The sequence below is a fragment of the Natronococcus sp. A-GB7 genome (assembly GCF_029688865.1).
Classification (GTDB): domain Archaea; phylum Halobacteriota; class Halobacteria; order Halobacteriales; family Natrialbaceae; genus Natronococcus.
In genome coordinates this window covers 101,730-121,363 of the sequence record NZ_JARUKV010000007.1, presented here as the reverse complement: position 1 = coordinate 121,363, position 19,634 = coordinate 101,730, and the positions used below count along the sequence as shown (strand labels likewise).

At 64.7% G+C, this 19,634-nt stretch carries 18 protein-coding genes; 10 read left to right on the top strand and 8 right to left on the bottom strand.

From position 1 onward, the window contains the following. Positions 1–161 precede the first annotated feature (161 nt). The 6 genes from QA609_RS08370 (at position 162) to QA609_RS08345 (ending at position 7,626) form a co-directional block, all read left to right on the top strand. Entirely contained in the window at positions 162–1,544 is a 1,383-nt protein-coding gene (locus QA609_RS08370) for an aspartate aminotransferase family protein (RefSeq protein WP_278302139.1), read from the top strand. Positions 1,545–1,555: 11 nt separating this feature from the next. After that, positions 1,556–1,951, top strand: coding sequence for a Rid family detoxifying hydrolase (locus tag QA609_RS08365; protein ID WP_278302138.1), 396 nt, complete (start codon positions 1,556–1,558; stop codon positions 1,949–1,951). Positions 1,952–2,047: 96 nt separating this feature from the next. Beyond that, positions 2,048–3,379: an amidohydrolase gene (locus tag QA609_RS08360; protein ID WP_278302137.1), complete on the top strand. Its 1,332-nt coding sequence runs from the start codon at positions 2,048–2,050 to the stop codon at positions 3,377–3,379. A gap of 87 nt (positions 3,380–3,466) precedes the next feature. Continuing rightward, positions 3,467–4,114 (top strand): hypothetical protein, encoded by a 648-nt coding sequence (locus tag QA609_RS08355; RefSeq protein ID WP_278302136.1) that lies wholly within the window; start codon positions 3,467–3,469, stop codon positions 4,112–4,114. Between the two features lie 387 nt (positions 4,115–4,501). Further along, positions 4,502–6,136, top strand: a complete 1,635-nt coding sequence (locus QA609_RS08350) for a BCCT family transporter (RefSeq protein WP_278302135.1) — start codon at positions 4,502–4,504, stop codon at positions 6,134–6,136. A 128-nt stretch (positions 6,137–6,264) separates the two neighbouring features. After that, on the top strand, positions 6,265–7,626 hold the full coding sequence (locus QA609_RS08345; RefSeq protein WP_278302134.1) for an aminotransferase class III-fold pyridoxal phosphate-dependent enzyme: 1,362 nt from the start codon (positions 6,265–6,267) through the stop codon (positions 7,624–7,626). 148 nt (positions 7,627–7,774) lie between these two features. On the opposite strand, the gene QA609_RS08340 is transcribed toward QA609_RS08345, so the two are convergent. After that, positions 7,775–10,096 (bottom strand): PAS domain S-box protein, encoded by a 2,322-nt coding sequence (locus QA609_RS08340; RefSeq protein ID WP_278302133.1) that lies wholly within the window; start codon positions 10,094–10,096, stop codon positions 7,775–7,777. Positions 10,097–10,533: 437 nt separating this feature from the next. Here QA609_RS08340 and QA609_RS08335 point away from each other — a divergent pair, with 437 nt between their 5' ends. The 4 genes from QA609_RS08335 to QA609_RS08320 all read left to right on the top strand — a co-directional run bounded on the left by QA609_RS08335 (position 10,534) and on the right by QA609_RS08320 (position 12,227). Further along, a complete protein-coding gene (locus QA609_RS08335) occupies positions 10,534–10,809 on the top strand; it encodes a winged helix-turn-helix domain-containing protein (protein ID WP_278302132.1) in 276 nt (91 codons plus the stop codon). Positions 10,810–10,814: 5 nt separating this feature from the next. After that, complete coding sequence (locus tag QA609_RS08330) at positions 10,815–11,111, top strand: hypothetical protein (protein ID WP_278302131.1); 297 nt, start codon at positions 10,815–10,817, stop codon at positions 11,109–11,111. Between the two features lie 331 nt (positions 11,112–11,442). Continuing rightward, on the top strand, positions 11,443–11,721 hold the full coding sequence (locus tag QA609_RS08325) for a hypothetical protein (RefSeq protein WP_278291026.1): 279 nt from the start codon (positions 11,443–11,445) through the stop codon (positions 11,719–11,721). Positions 11,722–11,855: 134 nt separating this feature from the next. Continuing rightward, entirely contained in the window at positions 11,856–12,227 is a 372-nt protein-coding gene (locus QA609_RS08320) for a helix-turn-helix domain-containing protein (protein ID WP_278302130.1), read from the top strand. 52 nt (positions 12,228–12,279) lie between these two features. Here QA609_RS08320 and QA609_RS08315 read toward each other — a convergent pair whose 3' ends face one another. The 7 genes from QA609_RS08315 to QA609_RS08285 all read right to left on the bottom strand — a co-directional run bounded on the left by QA609_RS08315 (position 12,280) and on the right by QA609_RS08285 (position 19,527). Then, entirely contained in the window at positions 12,280–13,248 is a 969-nt protein-coding gene (locus QA609_RS08315; protein ID WP_278302129.1) for a sugar phosphate isomerase/epimerase, read from the bottom strand. A 161-nt stretch (positions 13,249–13,409) separates the two neighbouring features. Further along, positions 13,410–13,613, bottom strand: coding sequence for a hypothetical protein (locus QA609_RS08310; RefSeq protein WP_278302128.1), 204 nt, complete (start codon positions 13,611–13,613; stop codon positions 13,410–13,412). Further along, positions 13,606–14,802 carry an ABC transporter ATP-binding protein gene (locus QA609_RS08305; RefSeq protein ID WP_278302127.1) on the bottom strand — a complete coding sequence of 399 codons (1,197 nt, stop codon included), beginning with the start codon at positions 14,800–14,802 and terminating at the stop codon, positions 13,606–13,608. Before QA609_RS08305 ends, QA609_RS08310 begins: the two co-directional genes overlap by 8 nt. Before the next feature lie 3 nt (positions 14,803–14,805). Next, entirely contained in the window at positions 14,806–15,804 is a 999-nt protein-coding gene (locus tag QA609_RS08300) for a carbohydrate ABC transporter permease (protein ID WP_278302126.1), read from the bottom strand. Between the two features lies 1 nt (position 15,805). Then, positions 15,806–16,825, bottom strand: a complete 1,020-nt coding sequence (locus tag QA609_RS08295; RefSeq protein WP_278302125.1) for a sugar ABC transporter permease — start codon at positions 16,823–16,825, stop codon at positions 15,806–15,808. A 2-nt stretch (positions 16,826–16,827) separates the two neighbouring features. After that, positions 16,828–18,306 (bottom strand): extracellular solute-binding protein, encoded by a 1,479-nt coding sequence (locus QA609_RS08290; protein WP_278302124.1) that lies wholly within the window; start codon positions 18,304–18,306, stop codon positions 16,828–16,830. A gap of 144 nt (positions 18,307–18,450) precedes the next feature. Further along, complete coding sequence (locus QA609_RS08285; RefSeq protein WP_278302123.1) at positions 18,451–19,527, bottom strand: TrmB family transcriptional regulator; 1,077 nt, start codon at positions 19,525–19,527, stop codon at positions 18,451–18,453. Positions 19,528–19,634: the final 107 nt, after the last annotated feature.

The window sequence follows — 19,634 nt, the reverse complement described above, 5'->3', positions numbered from 1 at the left end:
GTCTTTCGGCCCGCTTATGTCGCCGCTTCTCATCGGTAGTGAGTGACTACCGAGGTGAGCGTTCGCGCAGCCCGACCGACGGTTATCGAACCGATTTCTGTGTACGTCCTCTATAGTTACTGTGGACAAATTATTTATCACTGTTCCTCCTGGCCCTACGTATGACGAGCAGTCCACCGATCGACGAACTCCACTACGACGAAGCACCGAACGTCGACAGCGTCCCCGGCCAGCGCTCGCGGGAACTACTCGAGAAGCAACGCGAGATCGACAGCAGCGCGGTCGCCTACCCCGAGGACATCCCGGTCGCGTTCGAGGAGGGCTCGGGCGCGACCGTTCGCGACGTCGACGGCAACACCTACATCGACATGTTCGCGGGCATCGGCGTGCTCAACGTCGGCCACGCGAACCCGTACGTGCTCGAGGCCGTCCACGAGCAGGCCGACAAGCTGGTCCACACGGTCGACTTCCCGACCGAGGCCCGGCTCGAGCTGATCGAGAAGCTCGACGAGATCGCCCCCTCGGGACTGCAGGGCAACCAGAAGGTCGTCTTCGGCGGTCCGACCGGGAGCGACGCCGTCGAAGCCTCGATCAAGCTCGCAAAGTACAACACCGGCGGTGACGGCCTGATCGCGTTCCGCGGGGCCTACCACGGCGCGACGCCCGGCGCGATGAGCCTCACCGGCAACAAGGGGTTCAAGGAACACTACTCGCCGCTGCTGTCCGACGTCGTCCACGCCCCCTACCCCAACCCGTTCGAGCAGGGGAAGGCACCACAGGAGGCCGTCGATCACGCACTCGAGGAGGTTCAGGCGATCCTCGAGGATCCCTACGGCGGACTCGCGAACCCTGCGGGCATCTTCGTCGAGCCGATCCAGGGCGAGGGCGGCGTCGTCACGCCCCCGGAGGGGTTCCTGCAGGGGCTGCGCGACCTCGCCGACGACAACGACGTCACGCTCATGTTCGACGAGATCCAGAGCGGGTTCGGCCGCACCGGCGAGTGGTGGGCCAACGACTGGGCCGACGTCACGCCCGACGTGATGACCTCGGCGAAGGCACTGGGCGGCGTGGGCTTCCCGCTGTCGGCGACGATGTACCACGAGGATCTCGACACGTGGGGCTCGGGCGACCACGCCGGCACCTACCGGGGCCACGTCGTCGCGATGCGGGCCGGCAGCCGTGCCATCGAGTACATTCAGGACCACGACCTGCTGGCTCACGCCCGTGAGCTGGGCGAGCACATCCGCGATCGGCTCCGCGAAGTCGCCGCCGGGAACGATCACCTCGGCGACGTCCGCGGGCAGGGGCTGTTCATCGGCGCCGAGTTCGTCGACGGCGACGGCGCGCCGGCCGACGACCTCGTCGACGAGATCCAGCAGTACTGCTTCGAACACGGCGTCCTCGTCTGGACGGCCGGTCGGCACGGCAACGTCCTCCGGCTGCTGCCGCCGCTCGTGCTCACCGAGGAGCTCGCGGAGACGGCGATGGACGTCGTCGCCGACGCGATCGAGCACGCGACGGCCGAGACCAAACAGACGGCCTGAGGACTCGAACGATGTCCGACACCGAACCCATCAGCACCGACGGTGCACCGAGCAACGACAACCCCTACTCCCAGGGCGTCCGCGCCGGGGACACCCTCCACGTCTCGGGCTACGGTCCCGTCGACCCCGACACCGGGGAGGCCGTCGACGGCGACATCGAAGCCCAGACGGACCGCGTGCTCGAGAACATCGCCGCGGTCGTCAGCGAGGCCGGCGGCGACGGTCTCGCGGACGTCGTGAAGGTCACCGTCTACCTCACCGATCTCGAGGACTACGAGCGGGTCAACGAGGCCTACGGCGAGAAATTCGGTGAGGAACCGCCCGCCAGGGTCTGCGTCGAGGTCTCGAGGTTGCCCGAGGACGTCCGGGTCGAGATGGACGCGACCGCCTACCTCGGCTCGCAGTAGGATCGGGTACGGTCTCCGTTTTCGAGCCGAGTAGATTCGAACCGAATCCCGGTATTGACTATCGTTAAGTGTACCGGCTTCTTACCGCCACGAAAGATGGTGCACGACGTTCGAAGCAGGCTGTCGGAGCTCAGACGGGAGTTCCACCGATGTCCGGAGCCGGGGTGGCGCGAGTTTCGGACGACGGCCCGAATCGTCGAGGAGCTCGAGCGGATCGGCGTCGACGAGATCGCCGTCGGTCGCGAGGCGCTCTCGACCGACCAGCGCATGGCGGTCCCCGACTCCAGCGAACTCGAGCCCTGGCTGGAGCGCGCCCGCGAGGCGGGGGTTCGAGAGGACCTCCTCGAGCGGACGGCGGACGGCCACACCGGCGTTGTCGGCGTCCTCGAGCAGGGGTCGGGCCCGACGATCGGGCTCCGGGTCGACATGGACGGGATCTCGATGACCGAGTCCGATCTGGCCGAACACCGGCCCGCCGCGGAGGGGTTTCGCTCGGAACACGAGGGGTACATGCACGCCTGCGGTCACGACGCCCACATCGCGATGGCGCTGGGAACGATCGAGGCGATCGCGGGGAGCGGTGATCGACTCGATGGGTCGCGATCCTCGTCGGAACCCCGTTCCGACGGCGGGTTCGAGGGGACGCTGAAGGTCTTCTTCCAGCCCGCCGAGGAGATTTCGGGCGGCGGGAAGGCGATGGCCGAGGGCGGCTACCTCGAGGACGTCGACTACCTGCTGGCGCTCCACGTCGGGCTCGACCACCCGACGGGCGAGATCGTCGCCGGCGTCGAGAAGCCGCTGGCGATGGCCCACCTGACGGCGACGTTCGAGGGGGCGAGCGCCCACGCGGGGAAGGCGCCCAACGAGGGCGGCAACGCGATGCAGGCCGCGGCGACCGCGATCCAGAACGCCTACGCGATCCCGCGCCATAGCGACGGCCAGACCCGCGTCAACGTCGGTCGGATCGAGGGGGGAACCGCGAGCAACGTCATCGCCGAGGAGATCACGATCGACGCGGAGGTCCGCGGCGAGACGACGGGACTGATGGAGTACATGCGGACCGAACTCGAGCGGGTACTGTACGCGGCCGCGGAGATGCACGACTGCGACGTCACGCCGCGGGTCATCAGCGAGTCCCCGCGGGCCGACAGCCACCCTGCCTTGCGCGAGCTGATCGGATCGGTCGCCAGGGAGGTCGAAGGGGTCGACCGAGTGATCCCTTCGACGGAGTTCGGCGTCAGCGAGGACGTCACCTACCTGATGAACCGCGTCCAGGACGGTGGCGGGCTCGCCTCCTACATGCTCGTCGGGACCGATCATCCGACCAACCACCACACGCCGACGTTCGACATCGACGAGCGGAGCCTCGAGATCGGCGTGGGAGTGCTCTCGGAGACGATCGCCGAACTCTCCCGTCGACCGGTCTGACGCGCTCGCGGCCTGCCGAAGCTGTCCGATCGTCGTCACGTTGCCCCGATCAGAAACGTTAATTCGCGCGCTCCACCAGTAGCCAGTATGAGCCAGGATGACGTCCCGCAGTCGCTTCGAACCGCGGCCGACTCGGACCGACCCCGCGGGATCCTCACGCCGTCCGATCGCGACTTTCTGCTCGGTCGGAAGACGGACTACACCGACCACTCGAAGAAACAGAAGCGAAACCGGATCCGTCGCCGGGTCCGGAACGCGGTACTCGATTTCAGCATTCTCTTCGAGTACCTCGAAGAGCGAGACCGGGAGACGGTGTTCGACCCCGACGACGAGGACCGGGACGCCTACACTCAGGGGATCACGGACATGCTCGCCTTCCTCCACCTCGGCACGATGGGATACCACACGCCGTTCAAGGACATGCTCTCGGAGGGCGTCGGCAAGGCCGAACAGCGCCTCGCAGGGTCGAACTACCGGATGGTCAACGTCGAGTTCAGCGTCGAGCCGGTCGGCCAGATCGACGTCGACGAGGTCGTCGAGAAGCTCGAGAACGAGGAGTTCGCCGAGCTCACCGACGAGGAGCTGCGAGCGTTCGTCCGACTGTTGACGATGTCCGACTCCTTCTCCCCGGAGGCGACCCGCGAGGAGATCAAGGACCGCGTCGACGAGTTCGCCGACCGCGCCGACGAGAGCGCGACGGCTCGCGAGCGCAACCTCGAGGAGCTCACGAACTGACCGGTACCGTATCGATCGCGGCTCGGACGGAGACGCCGGGGCGAGATCGAATACAGTTCGTGAGTACGACGATTTGTAATTCGGACACCGATTAGTTCGGCCAGATACGGCTCTGACCGACAGATTTGATCACCGAACGCTATGTCGTGAATACCTGAAGATATATCTATATACTCTGCACGAGTGTTAGATTATAGATACTGTTGAGGGACTTCGTTCGGGATCCGTACAATAAACGCAATCTGTGTATGGTGGGTACGAAAAGGAAATATTTATGCAAGATACTGGCAATTGGTTCGGTATGCCATCGCAGCGCACGGCGAGCGGGTGGGAGGATCGACGTGGATCGAACCGGCTACTCGGCTCGAGAGCCGGAGGTGAGATCTCGTGAGTAACAGCGAGGAAGGGATGGTCGGTCGGTTCCTCGACGAACTCGATCCGGTCGTCTTCGTGTTCGGCGCGTTGCTCACCGTCGGAGTGATCGTCGCGTTCTTCGTCGACCGGAGCTTCGTCGCCGGCGGAATCGAAACGGTTCACGGGGAGATGCTCAGCTACATGAGCTGGGCGCTGCTGGTGATCGTGTTCCTGGTCGTCGTCTTCCTGTTGTACCTGATCGTCGGCCCCTGGGGGAAGCTCAAACTCGGCGACGAGGATCCGGAGTACAGCTTCCTCTCGTTTTTCGCGATGCTGTACTCGGCCGGCTTCGCCGCGGGTGTCGTGTTCTGGGGACCGACCGAGGGGCTGTTCTACTACGACGATCCGAACCCGCTGTTCGGCGTCGAGGGGGGGACGGCCGAGGCGATACCGCTCGCGGTCCAGCAGACGCTGTTCCACTGGGCGCTCCCTCAGCTCGCGGTGTTTACGATCATGGGGATCGCGATCGGCTACTTCGCGTACAACTACGACAAGGTCCCGCTGCGGGCCTCGTCTGCGCTGACGCCGATCATCGGGAAAGATAACCTCGACGGTCCCGTCGCCAAGGTCGTCGACATCCTGGCCGTCTTCGCGACGATCGGCGGCGTCGCGACCTCGCTGGGGTTCATCGGCAGCCAGTTCGTCAGCGGCCTCGAGTACCAGTGGGGACTGAGCTTCGGCGACACCGGTATCCTGCTGGTCGTGACCACGATGACGATCCTGTTTACGATCTCGATGGTGCTGGGGATCGACAAGGGGATCCGCCGACTCTCGAACTTCAACATGGGGCTGTTCGTCGTAATCATGCTCGCGACGTTCATCCTCGGGCCCTCGATGTTCCTGCTGTTACTCGGCTCGCAGGCGATCGGCGGGATGATCAGCAACTTCGTGTCGATGAGCCTGTACACCGGTGCCGGCGACGGCGGCACCGGCTGGGTCGAGAGCTGGACCGTCTTCTACTGGGCGTGGGCGCTCTCGTGGTCTCCCTTCGCCGGGCTGTTTATCGCCCGCATCTCGAAGGGGCGGACCATCCGCGAGGTCGCCTTCACCGGGATCGTCGCGACCTCAGCCGCGACCATTCCCTGGTTCACGTTCGTCGGCGGGACCGCCGTCTTCCTGCAGGATACGGGCGGCGCTGACTTCGGCGAAGTCATCGCGGGCGAGGTCGGCGCGGAGGTGTCCGGCTTCATCCTGTTCGACGCTCTGCCGTTCGGGGCGATCTTCATGGTCGCGTTCCTCGTGCTCGTGACGACGTTCTTCATTACGTCGGCCGACTCCTCGACGCTCGCGGTCTCGATGATGACCACGGGCGGCAAGGAGTCGCCCTCGACGATCAACCGGGTCTTCTGGGGCGTCGTTCTCGGGCTGACCGCCGCGATCCTGATGATCCTCGGCGGCGAGGGTGGCGCCGGCGCGCTCGAGCAGGCCGTCGTCATTACCGGCGCGCCGTTCGCGATCGTCTGTTTCCTCGCGATGCTGTCGCTGATCAAGAACCTGAGCGGCACCAACGGCCGCGTGTTGCTCCAGGAGGAGACGGTGATCGTCGGCTCGACGGAGCGGCGATCGGACGATCCGACGACGACCGCGGAGCCGGGCGACGACGACTGACGGGACCGTTTCGACCGACTCTCTTTTCGTTCGGGCGACTCGCCCGCCGCGACGTCGCGATCCTCGTCTCCCGACTCCCGTGCTCATCTATAACAACATTTAATGTACGACGTACACATTATCTGTGTATGGACAGGGACACTGCCGAACCGAACGTGGACGCGTTCCCCGGCCCTAACGCCCAGGAGTGGGTCGAGTTCCACGGGGAGAACGCGGCACCCAGCGAGTACTCTCACGAGTTCGTGTGGGACGTGACCCGCGAGGCCGACGGCCCGTTCGTCACCGACGTCGACGGCAACGTCTTGCTCGATTTCACGTGTCACATCGGTGCCGCGCCACTCGGGTACAACAACGAGAAGCTCACCGGCAAACTGCGGGAGTTCGACCTCGTCGAACCGATGAAGATCGCCGGCCAGGACATGTACTTCGGTGCGGGTCCCACCCCCGAGGACTCGGAGGTGCCGGGCTCGAGCCACCTGATGGAGAAACTGGTCGACGTCTCGAGCCAGTACGGGATGGACACCGTCTTTCTCTCGAACTCCGGCGCGGAGTCGATGGAGAACGCGATGAAGATCGCCCACGACCATCGGGCGCCCGCGAAGTACGGCGTCGCCTTCGCCGGCAGTTTCCACGGGCGCACCTTCGGGACCCTCTCGATCACCAAATCCAAGGAGGTCTACACCCGTCACTACCCCGAAATAAGCGGGATCGAGACGGTCCCGTTCTGTGCCGATCGGGGCTGTGACGCCGCCAGCTGTGACTGTGGCTTCTTCGCGAACGAGGGCTCGCAGCTTCGGAACTCGCTGTCTCCGGAGGGTGGCCACATCAACCCCGACGAGATCGCCTTCCTGACCCTCGAGCCGATCCAGGGCGTCGGCGGCTACCGCTTCCCCAGCGAGGCGTTCATGCAGGAGGTAGCAGACGTCACCGACGAGTACGACATTCCGCTGATCGTCGACGAGATCCAGTCCGGCGTCGGCCGCACCGGAGAGCTCTGGGCCGCCGATCACTATCCGATCGAACCCGACGTCATCTCCGCCGCGAAGGCACTGCGCGTCGGCGCGACGATCTCCCGATCCGAGATCTTCCCCAGCGAGAAGAACCGACTTGGCTCGACGTTCGGCGGCGGCGATTTACTGGGTTCGATGATGGGCGCGTTCACTCTCGAGGCGATCGACGAGTACGATCTGCTCGACAACGCCACCGAACGGGGCGAGCAGGCGAAGGAGCTGCTTCGGGACGATTCGCCCGACCACGTCGTCGACGTCCGAGGGAAGGGACTGATGCTCGCCGTCGAGTTCGACACCCCCGAGCGCCGCAGCGCCGTCGTCGAGGAGTCGCTGCGCCGCGGGCTGTTGACGCTCGGCTGCGGAAAGAAGACGATCAGACTGCTCCCGCCGCTCGACTCCAGCGAGCGCGAGATCGATCTCGGGATCGGCATCTTCCTCGAGGCGATCGAGGCCGCGGGACGGAGCGCGACGGTAGCCTGACCGTCTCCCACGACTGAAGCGTGGGATTTCGCGCTGTTTCTCTGTAACGGGGTCGTCCGGACAGTTCGACGTTTCGGGTGCCAGTCCGGTTCCTGCCGTTTCACTCGCGGGCTCCGCGAACCACAGTACGGCGGACCGAGACGATGTTTTACGCCGCGGGGAGCGTGAACGAGAACGCCGTTCCCTCATCGGGTTCCGAATCGACCCAGATCTCGCCGCCGTGGCGTTCGACGATCCGCTCACAGAGCGCGAGCCCGATCCCGGTTCCGGAGTGTTCCTCCTGACCGTGGAGCCGTTCGAACACGCCGAAGACGCGGTCCTGCTCGTCGGGATCGATTCCGATCCCCTCGTCGCGGACCACTATCGTCCAGGTGTCGCCGGCGCGTTCGGCCTCGATGCGGACTCGCGGCGGCCCGTCGCCGGAGTACTCGATCGCGTTGCTCAGGAGGTTCTGGAAGAGCTGTCGAAGCTGGGATTCGTCGCCTCGCACGCGGGGAAGCGACTCCGCCTCGATTTCGGCTTCGCTCTCGTCTACTTTTATCCGGAGGGTATCGAGCGTCTCCTCGAGTACGTCGTCGAGCGCGACGGGCTCGAACGGCTCGTCTTTCGTATCGACGCGCGCGAAGTCGAGCAGCCCGTCGACCATCTCTCGCATCCGATCGGCGCCGTCGACGGCGAACTCGAGGAACTCCTCGGCGTCGTCGTCGAGTTCGTCGCCGTACCGACCCTCGAGCAACTCGAGGTAGCTCGTGATCATCCGCAGGGGTTCCTGGAGGTCGTGAGAGGCCGCGTAGGCGAACTGTTCGAGCCGTTCGTTCGACTCCTCGAGTTTCTGCTCGTACGTCTTCCGCTCGGTGATGTCGGTGAGCGTCACGATCGCTCGAATCACGTCGCCGTTGGCGTCTTTTACCGGTTTGCCGTGCTCCATAATGATTCGACGCTCGCCGTCGAACGTACGGATCTCGTACACGTTCGGCTCCGTGACGGTCTCGCCGCGAAGCACCTGGGCCATCGTCCACTCCTCGGGCTCGACGGACTCGCCCGTGTTGGCCCACACCGCCGAGTACTTGTCGTACTCGTCGACGGACTGCGCATCGAACACGTCGCCGCCCCAGATGTCCCTGGCAACGTCGTTGGCCCTGAGCAACGAGCCGTTCCCGTCGGCGACGACGGCGCCGACGGGCAGGACCTGAAACAGCGTCTCGAGCTGCCGCGACTGGTTTTCGGCCTCGATCTCGGCTCGCTTTCGGTCGGTGATATCGGTGAGCGTTCCCGGGAACGTCAGCGCGTTCCCGTCCTCGTCACACTCGACGTGGCCGCGGGCGAACACCCACCGGAGTTCGTCGTCGGCGTTCCAGACGCGGTACTCCGCCTCGTACTTCCCACAGGTCTCGACCGCGGTCTCGATTTTTTCTCTGACACGCTCGCGGTCGGCCTCGTGAATCGACGAGACGAACTGCTCGAGCGAGACGCCCTCGCGGGCGGCGTCGGGATCGACTCCGAACTGATCGGCGAACGACGTGCCGACGACCATACGATCGTCGGGAACGTGCCACTCCCAGGTCCCGACGGCGCCGGCGTCGGTCGCGGCCTCGAGCCGCGACTTCGCGTTCGCCTTTTGTTCGGTGACGTCCTGAACGACTCCGATCGCACGAACCGCCTCCCCGTCGGTATCGTAGTAGAACTCGCCCTGGGCCGCGATCCACCGCTGTTCGCCGTCGGTTCGGACGATCCGACAGTCGAACTCCCACGTTCCCGTCTCGAAGGCCTCCTCGAAACTGCGCTCGACGAACTCGCGATCCTCCGGGTGGACGTGCTCGAGAAACGTTTCGAAGCTCCAGTCCTCTCGGAGCTCCTCGTAGCCGAAGATCCGATCGTGCTGGGGCGACCGGACGGGCGACTTCCGGGTCCGGAGATCGAGCTCCCACATGCCCAGCTCGCCGGCCTGGAGCGCGAGCCGCAGTCGCTCTTCGCTCTCCTGGAGGTCCCGCGTTATCTCGTAGCTCTCTCCCTCGTACTCGAACTCGCGGTGCTGTTGGTCCCAGTCGAACTCCGTTCGGTTTCGGCCGGCGATCTCGCGGACGGTCCCGACGGCACCCCGCAGGGACTCGTCCTCGTCGAACGGATTTACTCGAACGTCACAGAGCACCGCGTTCTCGCCGGCGGTCCGGACGGGAACCTCGAGGAGTGCGCTCTGTTCGGCGGGGTTCGTCCGGAGTCGCTCGATTTCGCGCTCGATCCCCAACCCGTCGGTGTCGAGGATCTCGGCGATCTGCTCCCCCAGAAGGTCGTCGTACGCGTACCCCGTTAATTCGCGGAGAACATCGTTCACTGCGACGAAGCGGCCCTCGGCGTCGAGCTGAAAGATCCCGTCGCCGATCGTGTGAAGAAGCGTCTGGTACCGCTGATGGGCATCGTCTTCGGCCGCATCGTCCCAGAACGCCATTCTGGATCCGCTCCGCTCACTCATATGGTACTCAAACCCTGCGCGCCAGATAAGCCCTGTGCGCGAGCGAGAAGGCTCGACCGTCCGTCGGAGACCGTGTCGACATCGAACGGGGCGTCTCCGATTACCGAGCGGCCGATCGAACGGTGGAGCGGTTACTGTCCCAGTACGCTTCGGCGGGCTGCTCGAAAGACGGCTCACTCGAGGACCGGTAAAATCGTTCGGCGGTCGTGCATCCGCATGCACGCCGGAGCGACACGTTCACCTTGGGGTATCCTACATCGGCCGAGGCGCTATGGTTACCGGTTCCCCCGGTTCCGTCGACGGTGTTCCTTCCCCGCAGATAGCCCCGGCAGCCCCCTCTAAAGTAAGCCCACCCCGATCCCGGTCGGTGCTGCCGAATCCTCGGGTGGGAGTGGGTGAACTATTTAGCACAGTCACACTAACGCCAGACCGTTCGGATGGAAAAGGCGCTGTGGTACCTCATCGCCGGTACGCGCGGGGGCGAAAATCGAGCACGAATTATTCGGGAGCTCGACGATCGGCCGCGAAACGCGAACCAGTTAGCCGACGAACTCGACGTCGAGTACAACACGGTACGGTACCACCTCGACCTGCTCGAGGAACACGACGTCGTCGAAGAGGGCAGCCAGGAGTACGGCAAGCTCTACTTCCTGACCGAGCAGTTCGAGGGCCACAGGGCCGCGTTCGAGTCGATCACGGACAAACTTGAGTGAGTGACATGGCAATTACGACGGAAGTTACGGTCGCGACCGCGCTCTCGGGAGGGAACCTCGTCCTACTCGGCGTGTTGACGTACGTGTGGGCCCAGAACTACCGCCGGTTCCGCACGCCGCTCGTTCTCGGTTTGCTACTGTTTAGCCTCGTTCTAATGCTCGAGAACCTCGTCGCCGTCTACTTCTTTTTCGCGGAGGCGATGCTGTACGGATACGAACCGCTCGTCCACCGCGTGATGCTGGTTCTGCGCGGACTGCAGTTCCTGGCACTGGTCTCGCTCGTCTACGTCACCCTCAAGTGACTTCTCCCACGACTGAAGTCGTGGGCTTTCTCCTCGATTTCGTGTAACGCCCTCGTCGAACGGAGGGCGCTTCCTGCGAGGGGATCCGAATCGGCGGGGTCGGGACTCGACCGGCGACCGCCCGGATCACGACGGTCGCTGGGTAGCGATGGGGACGCGATGTTCGGCGTGAACTCTAGAGAGAGTTGCAAGGAAGTTTGTCGTCTCGTTGAACAACCTTCATTAGTCGAAACGACCTTCGAACTACCACGAGCGCGCTCGATCCGGCGGACGGCGACCCCGTTCGACCGCCGAAACGACGGCCACCGCACCGAGCCCACACGCCCCATCTATGACAGAGATCAAACGCGTTTCACGAAAGGAGCTGACCGCCGCGGAGATCCTCGCTGTGCTGGAACGTGGCGGCCGCGTCGTCATCGAACTATCGATCCTCGGTCAGTCGATGGACGTCGTCATCAGACGGAACGCCGGGACCTACTACTGCGATACGCCGATGAAACTTCTCACGCACGACACGTCCGACGAGCTTCGCGACTGTCTCGAGCGATACCACCTGGCACGGCGCGAGCGCCCGGAGGGAGAGCCCGAGCCGGCGAGCACCACGGCCTGACCCCTCCTCGGAACTCTCACGGACGTCCCCTCCGACGTTCGCTGCCACCGTCCAACCCCGCCCCAGTCCGCTCTCGAGGCCGCTCGACCCCCGGCTACCGTACCGTTAACTGGGTCGGACACGCAGTATCCCCTATGACCGACGGCGAACGGGATCTCGAGGCGCTCATGCTCGTCGACGAGCCGGAGTTCGAGCGAGTGCTCGAGTGCGTGTTCGGCGTGCAGCCCCACGAGAGCCGGACGTACACCGCACTGTCGAAGGCGCCGGGAAGTACGACGGCGGAGTTGGCGACGGATCTCGACCGCGACCGAAGCAGCGTGAGCCGTTCGCTCGGGACCCTCGAGGAGAAAGCGCTCGTCGAACGAACGCAACGCCTGCTCGACGGCGGCGGTTACGTCTACCAGTACACCGCGCTCCCGCTCCCCGAGACCAAATCGCGAATGCATCGGGCGGTCGACGAGTGGAGCGAGCAGGTACACGAACGGATCGAGGAGTTCGGAGAGTGAGTTCGACGCGGTCGGAACGCGTCTCGAACCGCCACGATCGCTCGCAGGGCGTCTACTCGGCCCAGTAGGCCTCGCCGGGCTGTTCGCGGAAGACGGCCCGCTCGAGGATCTCGACGGCCTTCTCGAGGCCCTCCCGGGAGCTGGTCAGCGAGTCCTCGTGTTCGATGCTCAGCGCGCCGTCGTAGCCGACCATCCGCAGCGTCGAGACGACGTCCTTCCAGTGGCCCTCGCCGTGGCCGTAGCCCACCGACCGGAACAGCCACGACCGGTTCGGCTCGTCGTCGTAGGCCGTCGTGTCGAGGACGCCCTTCTCTCGAGCCTGCTCCTCGTAGACCTTCGTGTCCTTGGCGTGGAAGTGGTGGATCGCATCGCGCTCGCCGAGGTAGCGGATCGCGTCGGTGATCGAGATGTCCTGCCAGTACAGATGCGAGGGGTCGAAGTTCGCGCCGACGCGCTCGTTGGTCTCCTCCCGCAGACGGGCCATCCCGTGTGGTTCGTAGACCAGCATGTTCGGGTGCATCTCGATCGCGAGGTCGACGCCGTGGTCGTCGGCGTACTCGGCGAGATCCGACCAGTAGTCGACGGCGACCTCCCACTGGTAGTCGTGGGCGTCGGCGTGCTCGGTCGGCCAGGGTGCGGTGATCCAGTTGGGCACCTCGTCGTCGGGGCCGCCCGCGGGGAGCCCGGAGAAGCAGGTCACGGTCCCGACGTCGAGCTGATCGGCGAGCTCGATCGCCTCGCGGAGCTCGGTGCCGGCCTCGTCGGCTCGCTCGTCGTCCGGGTGCAGCGGGTTGTTGTGCGTCGCGAGCGCGCTGATACGCATGTCGAACTCGGAGAGCAGCTCTTCGAGCTCGAGCCGGGCGTCCTCGTCGTCCAAGTACTCCTCACGAGCGAGGTGGTCGTCGCCGGGGAAGCCGCCGACGCCGGGTTCGATCGCGTCGACGCCGATATCCGAGAGGTACGCCAGGGCGCCCTCGAGCGATTCGTCAGCGAGCGGTGGGGTGTGTACGCCGATATCCATGCGGGCAAACCGTCGTGACGAGAGTCAATAAATCCGGGTGGAGTCAGATTCGCGGACGGCGGATAGACGGCCTATGAAACGGCGTTTCCGGAAAATGCAGTTAGGCGTTCGGTCTCCACGCATCGCTCGAGCCGAGATCGAAAACGCGTTCGGTCAGCCGTTCAGTACAGCTGCTGTTCTTGCTCGTTCTGCTCCTGGTCGCGCTCCTGTTTTGCCTGCTGGCGCTTGCGGCCGCGACGGTACTGTCTGATACCGGGGATGACCTTGTTCTTGACGTCCAGACCGAACGAGACGATCCCGTAGATCCAGAAGAAAAACAGCACGAGAAAGCCCCCGTAGTAGACGACGGGAACGAGGCTACTCATGCTGACCACCGGATTCGGCCGCCGCTCTCGTTCGTTCGGCCTCCGAGAGGTCGATGATGCCGTGTGCGAGCGCGTCGCCCGACGCGGTGTCGAACAGGTGGACCTTCGAACGATCGAGCACGATCGAGACCGACTCGTCCTCCTCGATCTCCGTGTCGGGGTCGACGCTCATCAACAGCTGGTTGGCGGCGCCGGCGGCCTCGTCGCTGGTCATCGAGGAGCCGCTGGTGCCGTCCAGCGAGAGGTAGACGAAGATCTCGTCGCCCATCGGCTCGAGCACGTCGGTCGTCGCCTCGATCACTTCGGAGGGGTAGTCGACCTCGTCCTCGTTTCTGGTGAGGTAGATGTCCTCCGGGCGGACCCCGGCCGTGATCTCGTCGCCCGGCCCGACGCCGAGTTCGGTCGTGTCGAACTCGATATCGAAGTGTTCGGTCGTGATGCCGCCGTCGACGAGTTCGCCGTCGGTGAAGTTCATCGACGGCGAGCCGATGAAGCCGGCGACGAACAGGTTCGCGGGCTCGTTGTAACAGACCAGCGGCGGATCGATCTGCTGGAGCTGTCCCGCGTTGAGGACGGCGATCCGATCGGACATCGTCATCGCCTCGGCCTGGTCGTGGGTGACGTAGATGATCGTCGTGTCCAGTTGCTTGTGCAGGCGCTGGAGCTCGGTTCGCATGTGGACCCGGAGCTTCGCGTCCAGGTTCGCCAGCGGCTCGTCCATCAGGAAGACGTCCGGGTTGCGAACGATCGCCCGTGCGATCGCGACCCGCTGTTGCTGGCCGCCCGAGAGTTCGTTGGGCTCGCGATCGAGCATCCCCTCGAGCTGGACGATCTCCGAGGCGTTGTCGACCCGACGGTCGATCTCGTCCTGGTCGTACTTCCGCAGCCGAAGCCCGAACGAGATGTTCTCGTAGACGTCCATGTGGGGGAACAGCGCGATGTTCTGGAAGACCATCGACACACCCCGATCCTTTGGCGGCAGGTTGGTGACGTCGGCGTCGCCGATCCGGATCGTTCCATCGGTCGGCTTCGTGAGCCCGGCGATCGTCTCCATCGTCGTCGACTTCCCACAACCCGAGGGGCCGACGAAACAGACGAACTCTCCGTCCTCGATCTCGAGATTCATGTCGTCGACCGCGACGACGTCATCGTAGCGCTTCGTGACGTTGCTGAGTGATACGCGTGCCATAGGTTACTCCTTGAGTCCTCCCGCAGTTAGTCCGCTAACGATTCGTTCCTGTGCGACGACCACGAGGATCAGGATCGGGATGACCCCGACGATGCTCGCGGCTGCCATGAGATTGAAGTCGGTCGTGTACTGGTCCTGGTAGCTCAGGATCCCACCGACGAGCGGCGACCAGTTCTCGGGGACGTTCTCCAGGGCCATGATCGAGCTGAAGAAGTACTCGTTGTAGACCGCGATGAACGTCAACACGGCCGCCGTCGCGACCCCCGGTGCCGACAGGGGCATGATGACCCGGAACAGCGCGCCCAGCCGGGTCGTCCCTTCGACCCGTGCGGCGTCCTCGAGCCCGTCGGGAATCTGGGCGTAGAACGTCGTAAGGATGAAGATCGCCAGCGGCATGAACAGCGCGCTGAAGGGCAGGATCATCGACCCCGGCGTGTTCACCAGCCGCGGCGGCTGGAACAGCTCGATCCCGAGGAACGGGATCACGACGGCGTTCCCGAGGAACGCGTCGAACAGCGGGATCAGAAACGCCGCCGGCGGGAAGTACGACACCATCAACACGGCGAGCATGAGCGGTCCCTTCCCGGGGAACTCGAGTCGCCCGAAGACGTACCCCGCGAGGCTCGCGACCAGCAACACGATAATGGTCGTGATCGTCGCGAGCACGAAGCTGTTGAACACGTAGAGGTGGAACGGAATCTGCTGGAACACCTCGACGAACGCCTGCGGGTTGAACCCCTGTGGATGGGGGAACTCGAGCCCGATAACCGGAAGCGACCAGTCACCCGTGAGGATCTGGCTGTTAGGCGTCAGCGCAAGCACCAGGAGCCAGTAGAACGGGAACAGCGTCGTCACGAGGAAGAAGCCACACGCGACGTAAAACAGCGCCCGGTAGAGGCGGCTGCGCTTCTCGTCGTCTCCGATGACGCCCTGGGTCCACTGCGCGAGAATGCCGTTCTCGGAGTCCGAGGAGTCAGACTGTTGTTCAGTTGTCGTAGCCATATCAGAATCCCTCCTTGTACTGTCTGTAGATCACGACCATTGCGAGGATGCCGATGATCCCCGCCGTCACGAACGCGATCGCGGATGCGAGTCCGCGGTTCGTGTTGAACGTCTCGACGACCATACACGACAGTGACGGGACGACCGTACAGCTCGAGGCGATGTCGATCAGGCCGTACACGCGCATTGCGTCGATCGTCCGGAACAGCACGGCGATAGCGACGGCCGGCAGGACCAGCGGCAGCGTGATCAGCTTGAACTGCTGCCAGCGGCTCGCGCCGGCGACCTTCGCGACGTCGTAGAGGCTGCGGTCGACGCTCTGGAGCCCGGCGAGGATCAGCAGGGCCATAAACGCCGTCGTCTTCCAGATGTCGGCGACGGTAACGATGATCAGGGCGCTCAACGGATCGTTGAGCGTGTTCGTCGGCGCGAGAAGCCCGAGGTTCGCCAGATACTCCGTGAGGAACCCGGTGCTCGGGTGGAACATCAGGTAGAAGATCATCCCCTGGATGACGAGCGGGACGGCCCACGGGATGATGATCGCGACGCGGACGAGACGCCGACCGCGGAACTCCTGGTCGAGAATCAGCGCCTGCCCGAATCCGATGAGCGTCTCGAAGAAGACGCTCACGACGGTAAAGACGAGCGTGACGACCAGGGCGCTACGGAACCAGCCTCCGACGTGGACGAACGGAAAACTCGAACTCGTCGCGATGTCGGGCAGGAACGTCGTCGATCCAGGGAAGTCGGGGTCGCGGGCGCCGGTGAACATATCGATGTAGTTCTGGAGTCCAACGAACTCCGGGTCGCCGGTGCCCAGAACGTTGATGTACATCGACAGCTCGAGCGTCCGCAACAGCGGGTAGAGCGCGATCGCCCCCAGGATGACGAAGACGGGCGTCAACAGCAGGTAGGCGAAGGCGGTTTCGCCGAGGTTTTCCAGCCACCGCGTGACCGCTACCAGCGGCCCCGAGCGCTGTGATTCTTGGGTTGCGGTGTCCGGTTCTTGTTCGGTGCTCATCCTTACGACTCGCTATCTTCGAGCGCTTCCTGAAGGTCGGCCGCGGTGTCCGCGGGACTCTGATCCCCGGCGACGGCCTGGTTGACCTGTTCGGCGATGATCTCGGCCTGGGACGGCCACTGCTCGGTGACGGGCCGGGGCATCGCGTTCTCGCCGGCCACGCGTAGCGTCTCCATGTAGTGGCCGATCGGACCGACGTCGTCGGGGTCGGTCGCTTCCTCGTCCTCGAAGAGCTCGGGCTTGGGCGGCAGCCAGGCGACGATCTCGAGCATCCCGAGATTGAAGTCGTCCTCCGTCATCGCCTGCATGACCTGCACCGCCTCCTCCGTGCGTTCGGAGTTCGGGTTGAGGCCGATGTGCCAGCCACCCTGTGCGGACGCGGTGCCGCCGGCGCCGGGCTGGGCGGCCTCGCCCTCCTCGACCGCATAGGGGACCGGCATCGCGCCGAGGTCGTCCTCGTCCTCGAACGGGTAGTCGTCGCCGTCGAGCGTTGTGGGGACGATGTAGGGCCAGTTGCGTAGCATCGCGGTCTGTCCCGAGGAGAACGGCTCGCGGGCGCCCTCCTCGTCCCAGGACGTGATGTCCGTCGGGGCGATCCCGGTCGGGAACTCGTCGAGGGTATCGTCGTCCTGCTCGTCGGAGACGAACGTCCGCATCATCGCGAGCGCGTCGATGAACTCTTCCTCGTCGACGGTGACGGGTCGGTCGCCGACGGGGCCGCCGAGGTTATCCTCACCGCCGAAGTACGCGCCGCCCCATGAGGTCATGACCTCGTTGAAGCTACAGCAGGAAGTCCCCTCGTAGATGTCGAACTGGGTCGCCAGTCCGGCCTCGGCGTCGGAGGCCTCGAGCATCTCCTCGGTCAGCTCGGCCCACTCTTCCCAGCTCATCGGCTCGGTCGCCCACTCGTCGAAGTCGTCGTCGTCGTAGCCGGCCTCGCGCGCGTACTCCTTGTTGTAGTACATGCAGCCGTAGTCCGGGAACAACGGCAGTGCCATGAGGTCGTCGCTCTCGGGGTCCCGGGCGGTGTCGACGAACGCCTCGAAGTACTCCTCGTCGATTAGACTCAGCGTCTCGTCGTCGAGCTCCTCCGAGAGGTTCGCGAGGTAGCCGTTCTCGATGAGGACGTTCGTCCAGCCGGTGTCACACATCATGAGGTCCGGCTCGGACTCACCGGCCTCGATCAGCTGCGAGTAGGTGTCCCGCTGGTCGCCAGTGTCGTCCGACTGGGAGCTGAAGCTGATCTCGATGTCCTCGTCGAGTCCGTTCTCGTAGAGCAGCTCCGGCATCCCGTCCTCGACGTCCTCGATAGTCGTCGATCCCATCGCGATGACGACGTCGCCGTCGCCGTCGTCACCGTCGCCGTAGATACAGCCGGCGAGGCTGACCGTCGCGCCGGTTGCACCGGCCGCGGCGACGAACGTCCGCCGCGAGACGCTGGATTCGGATTCGGTACTCCCCCGTGAATATCTACCACTCATGAACGAGAATATTGAATTGTACCTATTTATAATTGCTGGGTTAGTACAACGGCTGTAGTTAACTTCTCTCGGCCACACCAAGGAACAAGGCCGAATCGGTCCTCGAACCGCCGCAATGCCGGCGATCGACCGGGGCGGTCGCGATCACGCCGACGAGTCGATCGCGATTCGGACCGCTTCGACGTCCTCGACTATCGCTCCCCAGCCGCCGACGGTGTAGGTCTCGTTCTCGCTCTCGAGCGTGAAAGCGGCTTTCCCCGCGAACTGCGTGATCGGTACCGATCCCCCGTCGCCGCCGGACGTTCCGGTGTAGGTGACGTCGGTGATCGTGCCGGAAACGGTGGTTTCGCGGCCGGTGTCCGTTTCGAACCCCTCGACGGTGGCCTCGACGCGGCCACCGTCCTCGAGTAGCGGTTCGATCCGACGCAGACACTCGCGGATGTCGACGTACGTGGTCGAGGGTCGATCGTCCCGGGCCGAGTAGACGGGGTCGTAGACGTCCCAGAGGCAGGTGCTGAAGTACCAGTAGAAGACGTACGTGTGGGTACGGTCGTTGACGAGAACGCCGTACTCGTTCGCCGAGTGTCTGTTCGGGGCGAAACACGTCCAGGATCGATCGACGAGCGCCACGAACGGTGCGGGTATCCGACGGTGCCGGGCTTCGGTACACGTCCTGGCGAGGCGTTCTGTCGACGGCAGCGACGACTCCTCGGCCGTTTCCGGGAACAGACACACCTTGACGTCGGCACCGTTCTCGCGGGCGGCCTCGAGAGCCTCCTCGAGCGCGTCGAACTGGGCGGGAGTGAGCCCGATCTGCACCTGGTGGTCGGCCGACCGGACGAGTTCGTTCGCCCTGGCGAGGACGGTGTCGAATCGTTTGACGATGCTGACGGCGTGGTCCTCGATGTCAGGACGGGTCCATCGGGTTTCGATCTCGTCGGCCGCGCTCTCGAGACGGGTCGCCCGCGACCGAAGGTCCCCGAGGACCTCCGTTGGGTCACGCGCCCGCGCCTGAAGGCTCTCCTGTTCGTACGTTTCGACGTAGCCGCGCTCTTCGAGCCCCCGCAGCACGTCGTAGATCCGCGGATCCGGCACCGAACTCGCCTGCGCGATGTCGGTCGCGGACGCCGAGCCACGCTCGAGCAGGGTCACGAAGGCGTCGGCCTGATACGGTGAGAGTCCCGCCTCCTCGAGGGTCGCCACGAGCTCGTCGGGGTTCATCCCGCGATCACCGGGGGAGTCGACCGCCGAGCGGAGCGAGCGAGCGAGAGACCGCGCCGACCCGTCCGCAAGCGATCGACCGAACCACCCCGCCGAGTACGTCCCCC

What these genes read in the sequence shown, in the direction of transcription:
- QA609_RS08370 (WP_278302139.1), top strand. Translation starts at nt 162, where the DNA reads ATGACGAGCAGTCCACCGATCGACGAACTCCACTACGACGAAGCACCG.
- QA609_RS08365 (WP_278302138.1), top strand. Translation starts at nt 1,556, where the DNA reads ATGTCCGACACCGAACCCATCAGCACCGACGGTGCACCGAGCAACGAC.
- QA609_RS08360 (WP_278302137.1), top strand. Translation starts at nt 2,048, where the DNA reads ATGGTGCACGACGTTCGAAGCAGGCTGTCGGAGCTCAGACGGGAGTTC.
- QA609_RS08355 (WP_278302136.1), top strand. Translation starts at nt 3,467, where the DNA reads ATGAGCCAGGATGACGTCCCGCAGTCGCTTCGAACCGCGGCCGACTCG.
- QA609_RS08345 (WP_278302134.1), top strand. Translation starts at nt 6,265, where the DNA reads ATGGACAGGGACACTGCCGAACCGAACGTGGACGCGTTCCCCGGCCCT.
- QA609_RS08340 (WP_278302133.1), bottom strand. Translation starts at nt 10,096, where the DNA reads ATGAGTGAGCGGAGCGGATCCAGAATGGCGTTCTGGGACGATGCGGCC.
- QA609_RS08335 (WP_278302132.1), top strand. Translation starts at nt 10,534, where the DNA reads ATGGAAAAGGCGCTGTGGTACCTCATCGCCGGTACGCGCGGGGGCGAA.
- QA609_RS08330 (WP_278302131.1), top strand. Translation starts at nt 10,815, where the DNA reads ATGGCAATTACGACGGAAGTTACGGTCGCGACCGCGCTCTCGGGAGGG.
- QA609_RS08325 (WP_278291026.1), top strand. Translation starts at nt 11,443, where the DNA reads ATGACAGAGATCAAACGCGTTTCACGAAAGGAGCTGACCGCCGCGGAG.
- QA609_RS08320 (WP_278302130.1), top strand. Translation starts at nt 11,856, where the DNA reads ATGACCGACGGCGAACGGGATCTCGAGGCGCTCATGCTCGTCGACGAG.
- QA609_RS08315 (WP_278302129.1), bottom strand. Translation starts at nt 13,248, where the DNA reads ATGGATATCGGCGTACACACCCCACCGCTCGCTGACGAATCGCTCGAG.
- QA609_RS08310 (WP_278302128.1), bottom strand. Translation starts at nt 13,613, where the DNA reads ATGAGTAGCCTCGTTCCCGTCGTCTACTACGGGGGCTTTCTCGTGCTG.
- QA609_RS08305 (WP_278302127.1), bottom strand. Translation starts at nt 14,802, where the DNA reads ATGGCACGCGTATCACTCAGCAACGTCACGAAGCGCTACGATGACGTC.
- QA609_RS08300 (WP_278302126.1), bottom strand. Translation starts at nt 15,804, where the DNA reads ATGGCTACGACAACTGAACAACAGTCTGACTCCTCGGACTCCGAGAAC.
- QA609_RS08295 (WP_278302125.1), bottom strand. Translation starts at nt 16,825, where the DNA reads ATGAGCACCGAACAAGAACCGGACACCGCAACCCAAGAATCACAGCGC.
- QA609_RS08290 (WP_278302124.1), bottom strand. Translation starts at nt 18,306, where the DNA reads ATGAGTGGTAGATATTCACGGGGGAGTACCGAATCCGAATCCAGCGTC.
- QA609_RS08285 (WP_278302123.1), bottom strand. Translation starts at nt 19,527, where the DNA reads ATGAACCCCGACGAGCTCGTGGCGACCCTCGAGGAGGCGGGACTCTCA.